We start from the raw sequence: 13,246 nt of genomic DNA on the forward strand, positions 1-13,246 counted from the left end.
CCGCTTCAGGTCTGCATCAGCCGCCAGGCCGCCGAGGCGGCCGCCATCCTCGCCCACCTGGAGCAGGCCAAATCGGGCCGGCCGCTGCGCGCCCGTGCCATCGAGGCGCTGCTGCCGCTGCCCACCGATTGCGATGCGGTCTATTTCGACGGCTGGGAGCTTGAGGTTCAGCGCGCTGCGCTGCGCAGCCTGGCCGCCAGGCCGGTGCTGACCCTGGGCCGCGGCCCGGAGTTCTGCAGCGACGGCGGCCTGTTCTGCCTGGAGCCAGCCGCCGCGGGCCTGCGCTTCGAGGTCAATCTGGACGCGGTGGCGCGCAGCGGTCTGCGCGTCAACCCGCTGGTGCTGCGCCTGGCCCGCCCGCGCGCGGCCAGCTCCTCATGAGCGACAAGCGCGCCAGCCTCGGCGCCATCCTGCGGCGCGGCCATCTGCGCGTGGCGCTGGTGGCACTGCTGGCGGTCGGCTCGGTGCTGACCCTGGGCCTGCTGCTGTCGCTGCGCCTGTCGCAGCAGCACAACCTCGAGCTGGTGGCGCGCTCGATCGCTTACTCGGCCGAAGCCGCCGTCGTGTTCCGCGATGCCGACGCCTCGCGCGAGCTGCTGGCCGCCGTGGCCGAAAGCGAGGGCGTCGCCAGCGCGCGCATCACGCTGGCTTCGGGCGAGGCGCTGAGCAGCTACCAGCGTGGCGACGAGAGCCTGCTCGACCGGACGCTGGCGCGCTGGCTGCTGCCGGTCGAGGCCAGTGCACCCATCAGTGACGGCCGCCGCGGCACCGCGGCCACCGTGCATCTGCGTGGCGACAGCCGTCTGCTGCTGGCCGCCTTGCTGTGGTCGCTGGCCGGCGTGCTGCTGGGCATGGCGCTGACCGGCGTGGCCGTGGCCCTGGTATCGCGCCGGCTCGAGCACCTGCTGGTCGACCCGCTGCGCGCACTGGCCGCCCATACCCGCGCGATCCGCAACGAGCGTGCCTTCGCGCGGCGCGCACCGCCGGCCACGGTGCTGGAGATCGATGAGCTGAGCGCCGACTTCAATGCGCTGCTGGCCGAGGTGCAGGCCCGCGAGGCCGAGCTGCTGCGCCGGCACCAGGCCCTGCAGTCCGACCATGAGGCGCTGTCCTTCCAGTCGCGCCACGACAGCCTGACCGGCGCGGCCAGCCGCGCCCATTTCGAGCACAGCCTGGCCCAGGCCATAGCGCGCGCCCGCCGCGCCGGCACCAGCCTGGGTCTGCTGTTCGTCGATGCCGACAAGTTCAAGCAGATCAATGACCACCATGGCCATGAAGCCGGCGACCTGGTGCTGACCGCGGTGGCGCAACGCCTGCGCAGCGCGGTGCGCGAGAACGACCTGGTCGGCCGGCTCGGCGGCGACGAGTTCGTCGTGCTGATCGAGCCGCTGCGCCATGCCAGCGATGCCCAGAGCGTGGTGCAGCAGATCCGCTCGGCCGTGTCGGTGCCGGTGGCACTGCATGGCGCCGGCAGCGTGGTGCCCGGTGTCAGCGTCGGCGTGGCCGTGTTCCCCGATGACGGCGACAGTGCCGAGGCGCTGTTCCGGGCCGCCGATGCGGCCATGTATCGCAGCAAACAAGGCTCCCCTTCCCGCAGTTCTCCAGCCCAGAGTTGATCGCCATGAGCAGTACCGCCCTCTTGCCCACCCCGCGCTATCTGTCGTCCCTGCTGGTCTTGCTGTTCGGGCTTGCGCTGCAGGCCTGCCAGCATCCCGGCCCCTCCGTACCCGGTGCGGCAGTGCCCTCGATCTGGAACGCTCAGCAGACCCAGGTCTTTCGCGAGCTGGGCTTTGTCGCCCAGGGTGACAGCTGGGAGCTGAGTCTGGCGGCCAGCCTGCTGTTCGAGTTCAACTCGGAGCAACTGAATCTGCAGCAGCGCGCCAATCTGCAGCGCATCGCGCGCGCGCTCAGCGAGGTGGGCATCGACGGCCTGCGGGTCGAGGGCCATAGCGACAACGTCGGCGAGGCCGACTACAACCAGCGCCTGTCGCAGCGCCGCGCCGCCGTCGTGGCCCAGGTGCTGGCCGGTGCCGGCATGAAGTCCGAACGCCTGGTGGTCCGCGGCTTCGGCAAGGACAAGCCGATCGCCGACAACGCCAGCGAGAGTGGCCGCGCGCAGAACCGGCGCGTCGCGTTGATCGCGCCCTCGTCCTGAGCGATCAGCTCGGTCGCGGGAAGGCGCGGTCCAGCTTGTCGTCGACCTCGCCGACATAGGCCGACAGGCTGCGGGTCGACTCGCCCAGCTGCTGCAGCAGCCGCTGCTCCAGCTGCTCGACCCGGGCCGCCGTCTCACGCCCGACCGCGGCGCTTTGCGCCTCGATGCGGCGCAGCTCGGCCTCCAGAAAGCCACGCAGCTCGGTGAAGCGCGAGGCCTCGGCCTGATCGGCCAGCTCGCGCTGCGCCTTCAGCTCCTTGGCAAAGCGGCGCGACTCCATGATCACACCGGCCTGCTGGAACAGGATGTAGATCAGGAACAAGGCGCTGACCCCGCCGGTGACGACCAGCATGATCAGGCCCAGCGGCGCGTTCACATCGGTGAAACCGAGGGTCAGCGGTGTCGGGGTCGTGAACGGCACCCAGTTCAGCATCGCAAAAATCGCCAGCAAAGCCAGCACCACGGCAATCGCGACGGCACGCAAATTCATCATTCATTCTCCCGATCGACAGACGGTGACGATTCACCGCCATCGCGTGACCCTAACACCATCGGCCGCCCTGGTGCAGGTCATCCAAGGCTGGCCTCGCGCGGGCTCACCGGCAGCGTCCAGACCCGGCCCGCACCGATCGCGTAGCAGTGGCCGCCCGGATGCCGCGTCGTGCTGCCGGTGAAGGCGCCGAAGGCGGGCAGGATCAGCAGACCCTCGTTGCAGACAAAGCAGGGCAAGCGCTGGCGCTCATGTACGCGTCCCCGCAGCAGCACGGCCGGGTGCAGATGCCCGGCCAGCACGAGACTGCCCGCCACCCGTTGCGGGTGGTGGCAGGCGGCGAAGGGGCCGAGCCGGTAGGGCTCGTCGACCACCGTGAAGCGCAGCGCGGCTGGCGGATCGCCGGCATGGCTGTCGTGATTGCCGCGCACCAGCAGGCAGTCCAGCGCCGCATGGGCCTCGCGCCAACGCTGCAGCGGCGCCATCACCTGAGGCTGCTGCGCCGCCGCCGCATGCAGCAGATCGCCCAACACCAGCAGCCTGTCCGCCTGCAGGCCTTGCACCAAGGCAGACAGGCGCTGCAGATTCTCGCGGGTGGTGCCGCTGGGCACCGGCAGGCCCAGGGCGCGAAAACTCGCGGCCTTGCCCAGATGCACATCGGCGACGACCAGCGTGCGCTCGCGCGGCCACCAGAGCGCGCGTTCGGGCAGCAAGTCGACACGCTCACCGGCCAGATCGAGGCCCAGCGCGCCGGCCGGCGTCGCTTCGTTCATGGTCGCACCCTTGGCCGGCGCTGCTCGCGCGCGGCTTGCTGCGGCGCCGGCGGCGGGCTGGACGAGTCCAGCGCCAGCGCGGCCTTGGCCTGCTCTGCGCTGACGGCCGCTGCGCCGCCGGCGCTGTGCTCCAGATCGGCCACCAGGCGCGCGATGCGATCGCTCAGCGCCTCATTGCTCAGCTTCTCGCGGAAGCGCTCGACCAGCAGCGGGAAGGCCAGTGGCGTCGGCTTCTTCAGCACCTGCACGCGCAAGACCTGGCCCTGCATCCGCGTCAGCGCGGCCATCAGCTGGCGCACGTCGAGCTCATGGCTCAGCAGCTCCTGTTCGGCCTGGGCCAGCAGGCGGTTGGCCGGGTCGTACTGCTGGAAGACCTCGAAGAACAGCGAGGCCGAGGCCTGCAATTGGCGGTTGCTGCGCTGCTCGCCCGGATGGCTCTGGAAGATCAGCCCGGCAATCCGCGCGATCTCGCGGAAGCGCCGCCGCTGCAGCTCGGTCGCGTTCAGGCTGGCCAGCACCTGGGGCAGCAGCGCGCCGGCATCGTCCGGCGGCGCCAGCAGCGCCGGCAGCCGCGCCGCCCAGTCGATCGGCTTGGCGCTCAGCAGCTCGAAACCGTAGTCGTTCATCGCGATCGAGAAGGTGCCGGTCTCGGGCTGCGCCGCGCGCCAGGCCAGCAGCCCGGCCAGGCCCAGATGCACCTGCCGGCCGGCGAAGGGGTAGAGAAACAGATGCCAGCCCTCGCGGCTCTTCCAGGTTTCGGCCAGCAAGGTCTGCGGCGTCGGCAGCGCCGACCAGGCTTTCTGCAGGTCCAGCAGCGGCCGCACGCACTGCATCTCGGGCGTGTCGAAGCGGCCGGCGTCGGCCGCCTCCAGCCTGCGCAGCACCGCATCGGCCAGCGTGCTGGACAGCGGCATGCGGCCGCCGTTCCAGCGCGGCAGCGCCGCGCTGCCGGCCGTGCCGCGCTTGACCAGCGCCGTCATCTGGTGGACACGGATCAGTTCGAGCAGCCGGCCGCCGAACATGAAGCAGTCGCCGGGCTGCAGCCGGGCGATGAAGCTCTCCTCCACCGTGCCGAGCTTGCCGCCGCCGAGGTACTGCACGCTGATCGCCGCGTCGCTGACGATGGTGCCGATATTGCTGCGATGGCGCCGCGCCAGGCGTGCGTCGGCCACCCGCCACACGCCCCCTTCATCGGGCGCGGCGCGGCGGTAGTCGGGATAGGCCGCCAGCGAGGGCCCGCCCTGGCGCACGAAGTCCAGGCACCACTGCCAGTTTTCGGGGGACAGGTCTTGATAGGCGACGCTGCTGCGCACCTCGGCATACAGCGCGTCGGGCTTGAAGCCCCCACCCAGCGCGATCGTCACCAGATGCTGGACCAGCACATCCAGCGGCTGCTGCGGCGAGGGTCTGGCCTCGATCTGGCCGGCCAGCACCGCGTCGCGCGCGGCGGCCGCCTCGACCAGCTCCAGGCTGTGCGTCGGCACCAGCGTGATGCGCGAGGGCCGGCCCGGCGCATGGCCGGAGCGGCCGGCGCGCTGCAGCAGGCGCGCGACACCCTTGGCCGAGCCGATCTGCAGCACGCGGTCGACCGGCAGGAAATCGACACCCAGATCCAGGCTGGAGGTGCAGACCGCCGCGCGGACCCGGCCCTCCTTCAGCCCCAGCTCCACCCAGTCGCGCAGCTCGCGGTCCAGCGAGCCATGGTGCAGGGCCAGCACGCCGGCCCAGTCGGGGCGCGCCTCCAGCAGCGCGCGATACCAGCGCTCGGCCTGCGAGCGCATATTGGTGAAGACCAGGCAGCTCTCGCTCTCCTCGATGGCCTGCACCACCTGCGGCAGCATGCGCAGCCCCATATGGCCCGCCCAGGCGAAGCGTTCGGCCGACGCGGGCAGCAAGGTGTCGATCACCAGGCGCTTGTCGGTCTCGCCCTGCACCAGCAGCGGCGCGGGATGGAGGTCGTCGGCCGGCACGCCGGTCAGCGCGCGCAGCGCCTCGGGCAGATTACCCAGCGTGGCCGACAGCGCCCAGCTCTGCAGCTGCGGATTGAGCCGGCGCAGCCGCGCCAGCGCCAGCTGGGTCTGCACGCCGCGCTTGTTGCCCAGCAGCTCGTGCCACTCGTCGATGACGGCGAGCCGGACCTGCTTCAGCACCTCCCCCGCATCGGCGCGCGCCAGCAGCAGCGACAGGCTCTCGGGGGTGGTCACCAGCACGGTCGGCAGCCGCCGGTCCTGGCGGGCCCGCTCGGCCGATGTGGTGTCGCCGCTGCGCAGCCCGCTGCTCCAGTGGGGCGCCAGCGCCGGCAGCGGCTGCTGCAGCGCACGCAAGGTGTCGGCCGCGAGCGCGCGCATCGGCGTGATCCACAGCACGGTCAGCGGCGGCGCCTTGCCGCCGGTACCGGGCAGGCCGCCGAACTGCTGCAGCGCGCCGAGCCAGACGGCCAGGGTCTTGCCGCTGCCGGTGCTCGAATGCAGCAGCCCGCTGCGGCCCTCGGCCAGCGCCCGCCAGACCTCGCGCTGGAAGCCGAAGGCCTGCCAGCCGCGCTCGCGCAGCCAGGCTTCGGCCGGGCTCGGCTTGGCCTTGCGGGTAGCGGCCATCGTCAGTCAGCCTCCCCATTCAGCTGGGCCTGCAGCGTGGCCAGCGTGTCGGCCTCGTCGACCGGCTTGTCCTCGCGCCGGCGCAGCATGCGCGGGAAGCGCACCGCGATGCCGCTCTTGTGCCGGCTGCTCTTCGCGATGCCCTCGAAGCCCAGTTCGAACACCAGGCTGGGCGTGACGCTGCGCACCGGGCCGAAGCTCTCGACCGTGGTCTTGCGGATGATGGCGTCCACCACCCGGATCTCCTCGTCGCTGAGCCCCGAGTAGGCCTTCGCGAACGGCACCAGCTGGCGCGCCGGATCCTCGGGCGGGCCGCTCCAGACCGCGAAGGTGTAGTCGGTATAGAGGCTGGCACGGCGGCCATGGCCGCGCTGCGCGTAGATCAGCACCGCGTCGACCGAGAGCGGATCGATCTTCCATTTCCACCAGACGCCGACGTCCTTGGTGCGGCCGACGCCGTACAGCGCGTCGCGCCGCTTCAGCATCATGCCCTCGACGCCGAGCGAGCGCGCCTGCTCGCGCTGCCGGGCCAGATCGACCCAGCTTTCGCCGTGCAGCGGCGGGCTCAGCCCGAGCTGCGGCTGCGGATGCGCGGCGACCAGGGCTTCCAGCTGTGCGCGGCGCGCGTGCTGCGGCTGCCCGCGCAAGTCCTGACCCTGTGCTTCGAGCAGGTCATAGACGCACAGCACGGCCGGCAGCTCACGCAGCAGCTTGGCGCTCAAGCGCTTGCGGCCGATGCGCTGCTGCAGCTCGGCGAAGGGCCGCGGCTGGGTCTGGGCCTCGCGCCAGATCAGCACCTCGCCGTCCAGCACCGTGCCGTCGGGCAGCGCTGTACCCATCTGCTGCAGCTCGGGAAAGCGGTCGCTGATCAGTTCCTCGCCGCGCGACCAGAGCGAGACCTGACCCTCGCGCTTGACCAGCTGCGCGCGGATGCCGTCCCATTTCCATTCGACCAGCCAGTCGCTCGGCGGCCCGAGCGTCGCCTCGAACTGAGCCAGGGGCAGGTTGAAGGGATGGGCCAGGAAAAAGGGATAGGGTTGACCGACGACGGCGTCGACCCCGTCGGCCGATTCACCCGGCGCGATCAGCGCCAGATAGTCCGCGGCACCGGGCCGCGCGCCGATGTGGGTGTAGCCCATCAGTCGCTGCGCGATGCGCTTGGCATCGATGCCGCTGACCGCGGCCAGCGCCTGCGTGACCTGCAGCCGCGAGACGCCGACGCGCAGGCTGCCGGTGATCAGTTTGAAGTAGGCCAGGCGTTGAGAGGCGGCCAGCAGCCGCCATTGCTCGGCCAGCCGGGCTTCCAGCGCCACGGGTGCCAGGCCCCGCAGCGGCAGCAGGTGCTGCGCCATCCAGTCGGCCAAGGGCAGCTCGGTGCTGGCGGCGGATTCGGGCAACAGCAGCGAGATCGTCTCGGCCAGATCACCGACCGCCTCGTAGCTCTCGTCGAACAGCCATTCCGGCAGGCCGGCCGCGCGCCGCGCCAACTCGCGCAGCAGCTTGCTCGGCACCAGCTGGCGCGGCTTGCCGCCGGCCAGGAAATAGACGGCCCAGGCGGCATCGGCCGGCGGCGCGCTGCGCAGATAGGCTTGCAGCGCGGCCTGCTTCGCCGAGCTGGCGGTCGAGGCGTCGAGGGCGCGATAGAGCGCGGCGAAGGCCTCCATCTCAGCCGGCCTCGCCCGCAGCGGCGGCCGCCGCCGGCGGCGCGTCCTCGTCCTCGTGGCCGTACTCGGTCGCAAAGCTCTGGGCCTGCAAGCCCTGCTCGCTGAGCCATCGCACCATCACCGCCACCTGGCCATGGGTGACGAAGACACGCTCCGCGCCACTGGCCATGATCGCGCGCTGCAGGCCGGGCCAGTCGGCATGGTCGGACACGACAAAGCCGCGGTCCACGCCGCGGCGCCGGCGCGTGCCGCGCAGCTGCATCCAGCCGCTGGCGAAGGCATCCGAGTAGTCACCGAAGCGCCGCATCCAGGGCGAGCGGCCGGCCGAGGGCGGCGCGATCACCAGCGCGCGACCGAGCGCGGCCTTGTCCAAGCCCACGTCGCCGACACTGACCGTGTCGGGCAAGGTGACCCCGGCCGCACGATAGATCGCATTCAGCGGCTCGACCGCACCATGGGCGACGATGGGGCCGATGCCCGCATCGCGCAAGCCATGCAGCAGGCGCTGCGCCTTGCCCAGCGCATAGGCATAGAGAACCGAGGGCCGCCCCGCCTCGGTATTACCCTGCCACCAGGCGCGGATCTCGGCGAACAGCGCGGCCTGACTGGGCCAGCGGTAGATCGGCAGGCCGAAGGTCGATTCGGTGATGAAGGTGTCGCAGCGCACCGGCTCGAAGGGCGCGCAGGTGCCGTCGTCCTCCAGCTTGTAGTCGCCCGAGGCGACCCACACCCGCCCGCCGTGCTCCAGCCGCACTTGGGCCGAGCCCCGCACATGGCCGGCCGGATGCAGTGACAGCCTCACCCCATGGTGCTCGATCGGCTCGCCGTAGCCCAGGGTCTGCAGCGTGATGTCCTCGCCGAGCCGGCGGCGCAGGATGGGCGCGCTGCCATGGTGGGCCAGGTAGTGGGCGTGGCCGACGCGGGCATGGTCGCTGTGAGCAGGGGTGATCACCGCCCGGTCGACCGGACGCCATGGATCAATATAGAAATCGCCGGGCGGGCAGTACAGCCCTTCGGGGCGGGCGACGATGAGATCGTTGTCGAAACCCATGGCTGATGGTAAGGGCGCGGCAGCGCGCGCGCTGTAGGACGCCACCTTGTAGGATGGCGACCATTGACCTTGGCCGGTCGGCGACAGCCGGCTTGGCAGCCCAAACCCCACAACTCTCAGCAGAAAACCAAGCCATGGCCGTCTCGAAGTTCGCCACCTGGAATGTCAACTCCCTGGCCGTGCGCCTGCCGCAGCTGCTGGACTGGCTGGCCGCCAACCCGGTCGATGCGCTGGTGCTGCAGGAAACCAAGCTGACCGACGACAAGTTTCCGACCTTGGAGATCGGCGCGGCCGGCTACCAGGTGCAGTGGTTCGGGCAGAAGACCTATAACGGCGTCGCGCTGCTGAGCCGCGAGCCGGCCCAGGACGTGGTCAAGAACATCGTCGGCTATGCCGACGAGCAGGCCCGGCTGATCGCCGGCACGGTGGCCGGCGTGCGCGTGATCGGCGGCTATTTCCCGAACGGCCAGGCGCTGGACAGCGACAAGTTCGTCTACAAGATGGCCTGGCTGGAGGCCTTGCGGGGCTGGCTGGCCGGCGAGCTGAAGGCACACCCGAAGCTGGTGCTGATGGGCGACTTCAATATCGCCCCCGAGGACCGCGACTGCTACGACCCGGCCGCCTTTATCGGCCAGACCCACTGCTCGCCGCAGGAGCGTGCCCACTTCCAGGCCTTGCTGGACCTGGGCCTGGTCGACAGCTACCGGCTGTTCGAGCAGGCACCCAAGAGCTACAGCTGGTGGGACTATCGCAACCTCGCCTTCCGCAAGAATCAGGGCCTGCGCATCGACCACATCCTGGTCAGCGAGGCACTGCGGGCGGGGGTCAAGTCATGCGTGATCGACCGCCAGATGCGCAAGAACGAGCGCCCCAGCGACCATGCGCCGGTGATCGTCGAGATCGAGGTCTGATCAGCGCAGCGCCCGCTGCATGGCCTCATAGAAACGGCCCACATGCAGGCCGTCCATCAGCGCGTGGTGCACCTCGACGGCCACCGGCATCCAGAGCCGACCGCCCTCCTCGCTGAATTTGCCAAAAGCAAGCTTGGGCACCGAGTCCAGCGCCGCCGGCCCGCGCGCGTGGCTGAAGCTCGTGAAAGCCAGCCAGGGGATGGTGGTCATATGGATCATCGCCTGCGAATCGGCGTCTTCCAGCGGGCCGGCGCCGCCCGCCTTGGCGATGGCCAGCAGCGGCAGCGCCCGCTCCACAAAGCGCCCGAAGTCAGGCTCGTAAGGCAGGGTCGCGAACGCGATGCTCTCGTCCTCGCGCAGCACCGTGGTGCTGCCGTCCACCTGCTCATGCACCTTCACCCGGCCCTCGTCGAGGCGGTAGCGAAAGGCCTCGACCTCATTGGCCGCGCGCAAGGCCGCATGGTGATAGGCGAGAAACAGGGTCGCGCCACTATGCTGAGCGACCCGGGCCTGCAGGGCGCTGACGTCGACGCGACCGCACAGGCTGAAAAAAGGCTGGCTCAGGCCGGCGAAGTGCGCGAATGCCGCACGGCGCGGCCAGTTGTCAAGATCAAGATGGCTGGGCATCGTGACATCGTACCGGCAGTGGCAATGGCGGCGCTACCAGCCCGCCGCGACTTGAGCTGCATCAAGCCGAGGCCGTAATAACCCTGACATTCTTGTCGGGTCGCCCATTGTGCGGGCGCGGCCTTGGAGAGTTTTTGATGCGTAACAACCTTCCCGTCACCTCGCGTGAATATCCCTTCCCGAGCGGGCAAAGCCTGGTGTCAACCACCGACCTGAAGGGGCGCATCCTGCATTGCAACGCGGCCTTCGTCACCGTCAGCGGCTTCGAGCGCTCGGAACTGCTGGGCCAGCCCCACAACCTGAGACGCCACCCCGACATGCCCGAGGAGGCCTTCCGCGATATGTGGGCCACGATAGGCGCGGGCCTGCCCTGGTCGGGCCTGGTGAAGAACCGCCGCAAGAACGGCGACTTCTACTGGGTGCAGGCCAATGTCACGCCGCTGCTGGAAGGCGACCGGCCGGTGGCCTATATGTCGGTGCGCTCCGAGGCCAGCCGCGAGCAGATCGCCGCCGCCGAGGCGCTGTACGCGACGATGCGGGCGGAAAAGCAGGCCGGGGCCCTGCTGCATGTGCTGCAGCGAGGCCAGGTCTTGCGGCAAGACCTGGCGGGCCGGCTGCGCGGCCTCGGCCGCTTCGCGCCCGCGCTGCGCTGGGCCGGCGGCTACGCGCTGGTCGGCGGTCTGGGGCTGGTGCTGGGCCAGAACCTGGGACTGGCGGTAGCCCTCCCGCTGCTGGGCCTGGCGGCCAGCGCCGCCGCCGCGTTGGCCAGCGCCCAGGGCCGCGCCGCGCTGGACCACGCGACCGCCTATGCAAACCGCCTGGCCGCCGGCGACCTGAGCCAGACCCTGGAACCGGGCCGGCACGCCCAGGTAGCCGGCCTGGAGGGCGCGCTGCGCCAGCTGGCCGTCAATATGCGGGCGCTGGTGTCGGACACCCGCCGCGAGCTGGAGCAGATGCGCGTGGTCAGCGCCGAGATCGCCCAGGGCAATCAGGATCTGGCGCAGCGCACCGAGTCGCAGGCGGCCAGCCTGGAGCAGACGGCTGCCAGCATGGAGGAGATCACCGCCACCGTGCGCCACAGCTCCGACGCGGCCCAGCAGGCCAGCGGTGTGGCCCAGCAGCTGAGCCAGGTGTCGCGCCGCAGCGCCGGCGTGGTGCACTCGGTCACCGACACCATGGGCGGGATCTCGAGCTCGTCCAAGCGCATCGGCGAGATCATCCAGGTGATCGACAGCATCGCCTTCCAGACCAATATCCTGGCCCTCAATGCCGCCGTCGAGTCGGCCCGGGCCGGCGAGCATGGCCGCGGCTTCGCGGTGGTGGCCGCCGAGGTGCGGGCGCTGGCCCAGCGCAGCAGCACGGCGGCGCGCGAGATCAAGCAGCTGATCGACGACTCCTCGACCAAGGTCGAGGCCGGCGAGCGCCAGACCCGCCAGGCGCGCGAGAGCATCGACGAGACCCTGGCCTCGGTCGAGCACTTCACCCAGCTGATCGGCGGCATCGACAACGGCGCCCGCGAGCAGCTGATGGGCATCTCGCAGATCCACGAGGCGGTCCAGCACCTGGACGGCATCACCCAGCAGAACGCCAGCCTGGTGGAGCAGCTGGCCCGTGCCGGCAGCCAGTTGCAGGAGCAGGCCGGCGAGGTGGCGGCCGCGCTGCAGGTCTTCAGGCTGGACCGCCGATCCGCCGGCGCCCTGCCCGATGCGGTGGCACTGCGGCGCGAGGCCAAGGCCCGTGCGGCCTGAGAGAACGACCCGCACGCCAGCAAGGAAGGCACACACTCGCAATAATCGCCGACATCATCAACGGAGTCGGCAATGCATCATCAGAACAGCCCCGAGGCGCTCTTGCAGCAATGGATCGATGAGGAGGCGGCCGTGCGTACGCGCCTGGCCGAGCCGGGGCTGGCGCGGCCCGATCAGATCAAGGGCCGCACCGGCCTGCAGGTGATGCAGGCCATGCTGGACGGCGAGCTGCCGCCGCCCCATATCGCCAAGACCCTGGACTTCACGCTGATCTCGGTGGCCGACGGCGAGGCGGTGTTCCAGGGCCGGCCGCTGCTGCGCCACTACAACCCGCTGGGCTCGGTGCACGGCGGCTGGTTCGCCACCCTGCTCGACTCGGCGCTGGGCTGTGCGGTCCACACCAAGATGGAGCCCGGGCGCGGCTACACCACGCTGGAGTTCAAGGTGAACCTGGTGCGCGCGCTGAGCGAGAAAGTGCCGCTGGTGCGCGCGATCGGCACCGTGACCCACAGCGGCCGCCAGGTCGCGACCTCGGAGGCGCGCCTGGTCGGCCACGACGGCAAGCTCTATGCCCATGCGAGCACAACCTGCCTGGTCTTCGATCTACCGCAGTGAGTGGGTCTCGGCGGCGAGCCGGGTGATGCGGGCCCAGTCGCCGGCGTCGACCGCGTCCTGCGGGGTCAGCCAGGAGCCGCCGCAGACCTTGACGTTGGGCAGGCTCAGGAACTGCGGCGCGGTCGCCAGCGAGATGCCGCCGGTGGGGCAGAACGCCACATCAGGGAACGGCCCGGCCAGCGCCTTCAGCAGATTGACACCGCCCACGGCCACGGCCGGGAACAGCTTCAGAAAGCCGTAGCCGGCCGCATTGGCCTGCATCACCTCGCTGGCCGTCGATACCCCCGGCAGCAGCGGCAGGCCCTGCTCGCGGCAGGCCGCGCCGATCGCGTCGGTGTAGCCGGGGCTGACGCCGAACTGGCAGCCGGCGTCGCGGGCGGCCTTGACATCGGCCACGGTGCGCAGCGTGCCGGCGCCGACGATGGCCTGGGGCACGGCGCGGGCCATCGCCTCCATCGCCTGCAAGGCCACCGGGGTGCGCAGCGTCACCTCCAGCACCTTGACGCCGCCGGCCACCAGGGCCTCGGCCAGCGGCACCGCGTCCTGCAGACGCTGGATCACGATGACGGGAATGACGGGGCCGTGGCTGGCCAGGCTGAGGGTATCGGTGTTCATCAT

The 13,246-nt window shown here is 70.7% G+C and carries 13 protein-coding genes; 6 read left to right on the forward strand and 7 right to left on the reverse strand.

What is annotated here, in order from left to right; translation table 11 throughout:
• The 3 genes from PO768_RS00100 to PO768_RS00110 form a co-directional block, all read left to right on the forward strand.
• A partial coding sequence (locus tag PO768_RS00100; protein WP_272644382.1) for a YfiR family protein occupies positions 1 to 381 on the forward strand: 381 nt, incomplete at its 5' end.
• On the forward strand, positions 378 to 1,616 hold the full coding sequence (locus PO768_RS00105; RefSeq protein ID WP_262972859.1) for a sensor domain-containing diguanylate cyclase: 1,239 nt from the start codon (positions 378 to 380) through the stop codon (positions 1,614 to 1,616). The genes PO768_RS00100 and PO768_RS00105, both read left to right, overlap by 4 nt.
• Before the next feature lie 5 nt (positions 1,617 to 1,621).
• Positions 1,622 to 2,155, forward strand: a complete 534-nt coding sequence (locus tag PO768_RS00110) for an OmpA family protein (protein ID WP_272644383.1) — start codon at positions 1,622 to 1,624, stop codon at positions 2,153 to 2,155.
• A gap of 4 nt (positions 2,156 to 2,159) precedes the next feature.
• Here the strand turns inward: PO768_RS00110 and PO768_RS00115 are convergent, their stop codons facing one another.
• The 5 genes from PO768_RS00115 to PO768_RS00135 all read right to left on the reverse strand — a co-directional run bounded on the left by PO768_RS00115 (position 2,160) and on the right by PO768_RS00135 (position 8,727).
• Entirely contained in the window at positions 2,160 to 2,648 is a 489-nt protein-coding gene (locus PO768_RS00115; protein ID WP_272644384.1) for a LapA family protein, read from the reverse strand.
• A 77-nt stretch (positions 2,649 to 2,725) separates the two neighbouring features.
• The gene (pdeM, locus tag PO768_RS00120) at positions 2,726 to 3,418 is read right to left on the reverse strand and encodes a ligase-associated DNA damage response endonuclease PdeM (protein WP_272644385.1); all 693 of its coding nucleotides are present in this window, start codon (positions 3,416 to 3,418) and stop codon (positions 2,726 to 2,728) included.
• A complete protein-coding gene (locus PO768_RS00125) occupies positions 3,415 to 6,012 on the reverse strand; it encodes a ligase-associated DNA damage response DEXH box helicase (RefSeq protein WP_272644386.1) in 2,598 nt (865 codons plus the stop codon). Before PO768_RS00125 ends, pdeM begins: the two co-directional genes overlap by 4 nt.
• Before the next feature lie 2 nt (positions 6,013 to 6,014).
• Positions 6,015 to 7,676 (reverse strand): ATP-dependent DNA ligase, encoded by a 1,662-nt coding sequence (locus PO768_RS00130; protein WP_272644387.1) that lies wholly within the window; start codon positions 7,674 to 7,676, stop codon positions 6,015 to 6,017.
• Position 7,677: 1 nt separating this feature from the next.
• Positions 7,678 to 8,727 carry a ligase-associated DNA damage response exonuclease gene (locus PO768_RS00135; protein ID WP_272644388.1) on the reverse strand — a complete coding sequence of 350 codons (1,050 nt, stop codon included), beginning with the start codon at positions 8,725 to 8,727 and terminating at the stop codon, positions 7,678 to 7,680.
• Positions 8,728 to 8,861: 134 nt separating this feature from the next.
• Between PO768_RS00135 and xth the strand changes: the two genes are divergently transcribed.
• Complete coding sequence (gene xth, locus PO768_RS00140) at positions 8,862 to 9,638, forward strand: exodeoxyribonuclease III (RefSeq protein ID WP_272644389.1); 777 nt, start codon at positions 8,862 to 8,864, stop codon at positions 9,636 to 9,638.
• Here xth and PO768_RS00145 read toward each other — a convergent pair whose 3' ends face one another.
• The gene (locus PO768_RS00145; RefSeq protein ID WP_272644390.1) at positions 9,639 to 10,265 is read right to left on the reverse strand and encodes a chloramphenicol acetyltransferase; all 627 of its coding nucleotides are present in this window, start codon (positions 10,263 to 10,265) and stop codon (positions 9,639 to 9,641) included.
• Positions 10,266 to 10,402: 137 nt separating this feature from the next.
• Between PO768_RS00145 and PO768_RS00150 the strand changes: the two genes are divergently transcribed.
• Positions 10,403 to 12,013, forward strand: a complete 1,611-nt coding sequence (locus PO768_RS00150; RefSeq protein ID WP_272644391.1) for a methyl-accepting chemotaxis protein — start codon at positions 10,403 to 10,405, stop codon at positions 12,011 to 12,013.
• A gap of 72 nt (positions 12,014 to 12,085) precedes the next feature.
• Positions 12,086 to 12,628 (forward strand): PaaI family thioesterase, encoded by a 543-nt coding sequence (locus PO768_RS00155; protein WP_262972852.1) that lies wholly within the window; start codon positions 12,086 to 12,088, stop codon positions 12,626 to 12,628.
• Here the strand turns inward: PO768_RS00155 and eda are convergent.
• Complete coding sequence (gene eda, locus PO768_RS00160; protein WP_442953156.1) at positions 12,617 to 13,243, reverse strand: bifunctional 4-hydroxy-2-oxoglutarate aldolase/2-dehydro-3-deoxy-phosphogluconate aldolase; 627 nt, start codon at positions 13,241 to 13,243, stop codon at positions 12,617 to 12,619. The two genes, PO768_RS00155 and eda, sit on opposite strands and share 12 nt — an antisense overlap.
• Between the last annotated feature and the right edge of the window lie 3 nt (positions 13,244 to 13,246).

The sequence above is a fragment of the Paucibacter sp. XJ19-41 genome (genome assembly GCF_028462495.1).
Classification (GTDB): domain Bacteria; phylum Pseudomonadota; class Gammaproteobacteria; order Burkholderiales; family Burkholderiaceae_C; genus Roseateles_E.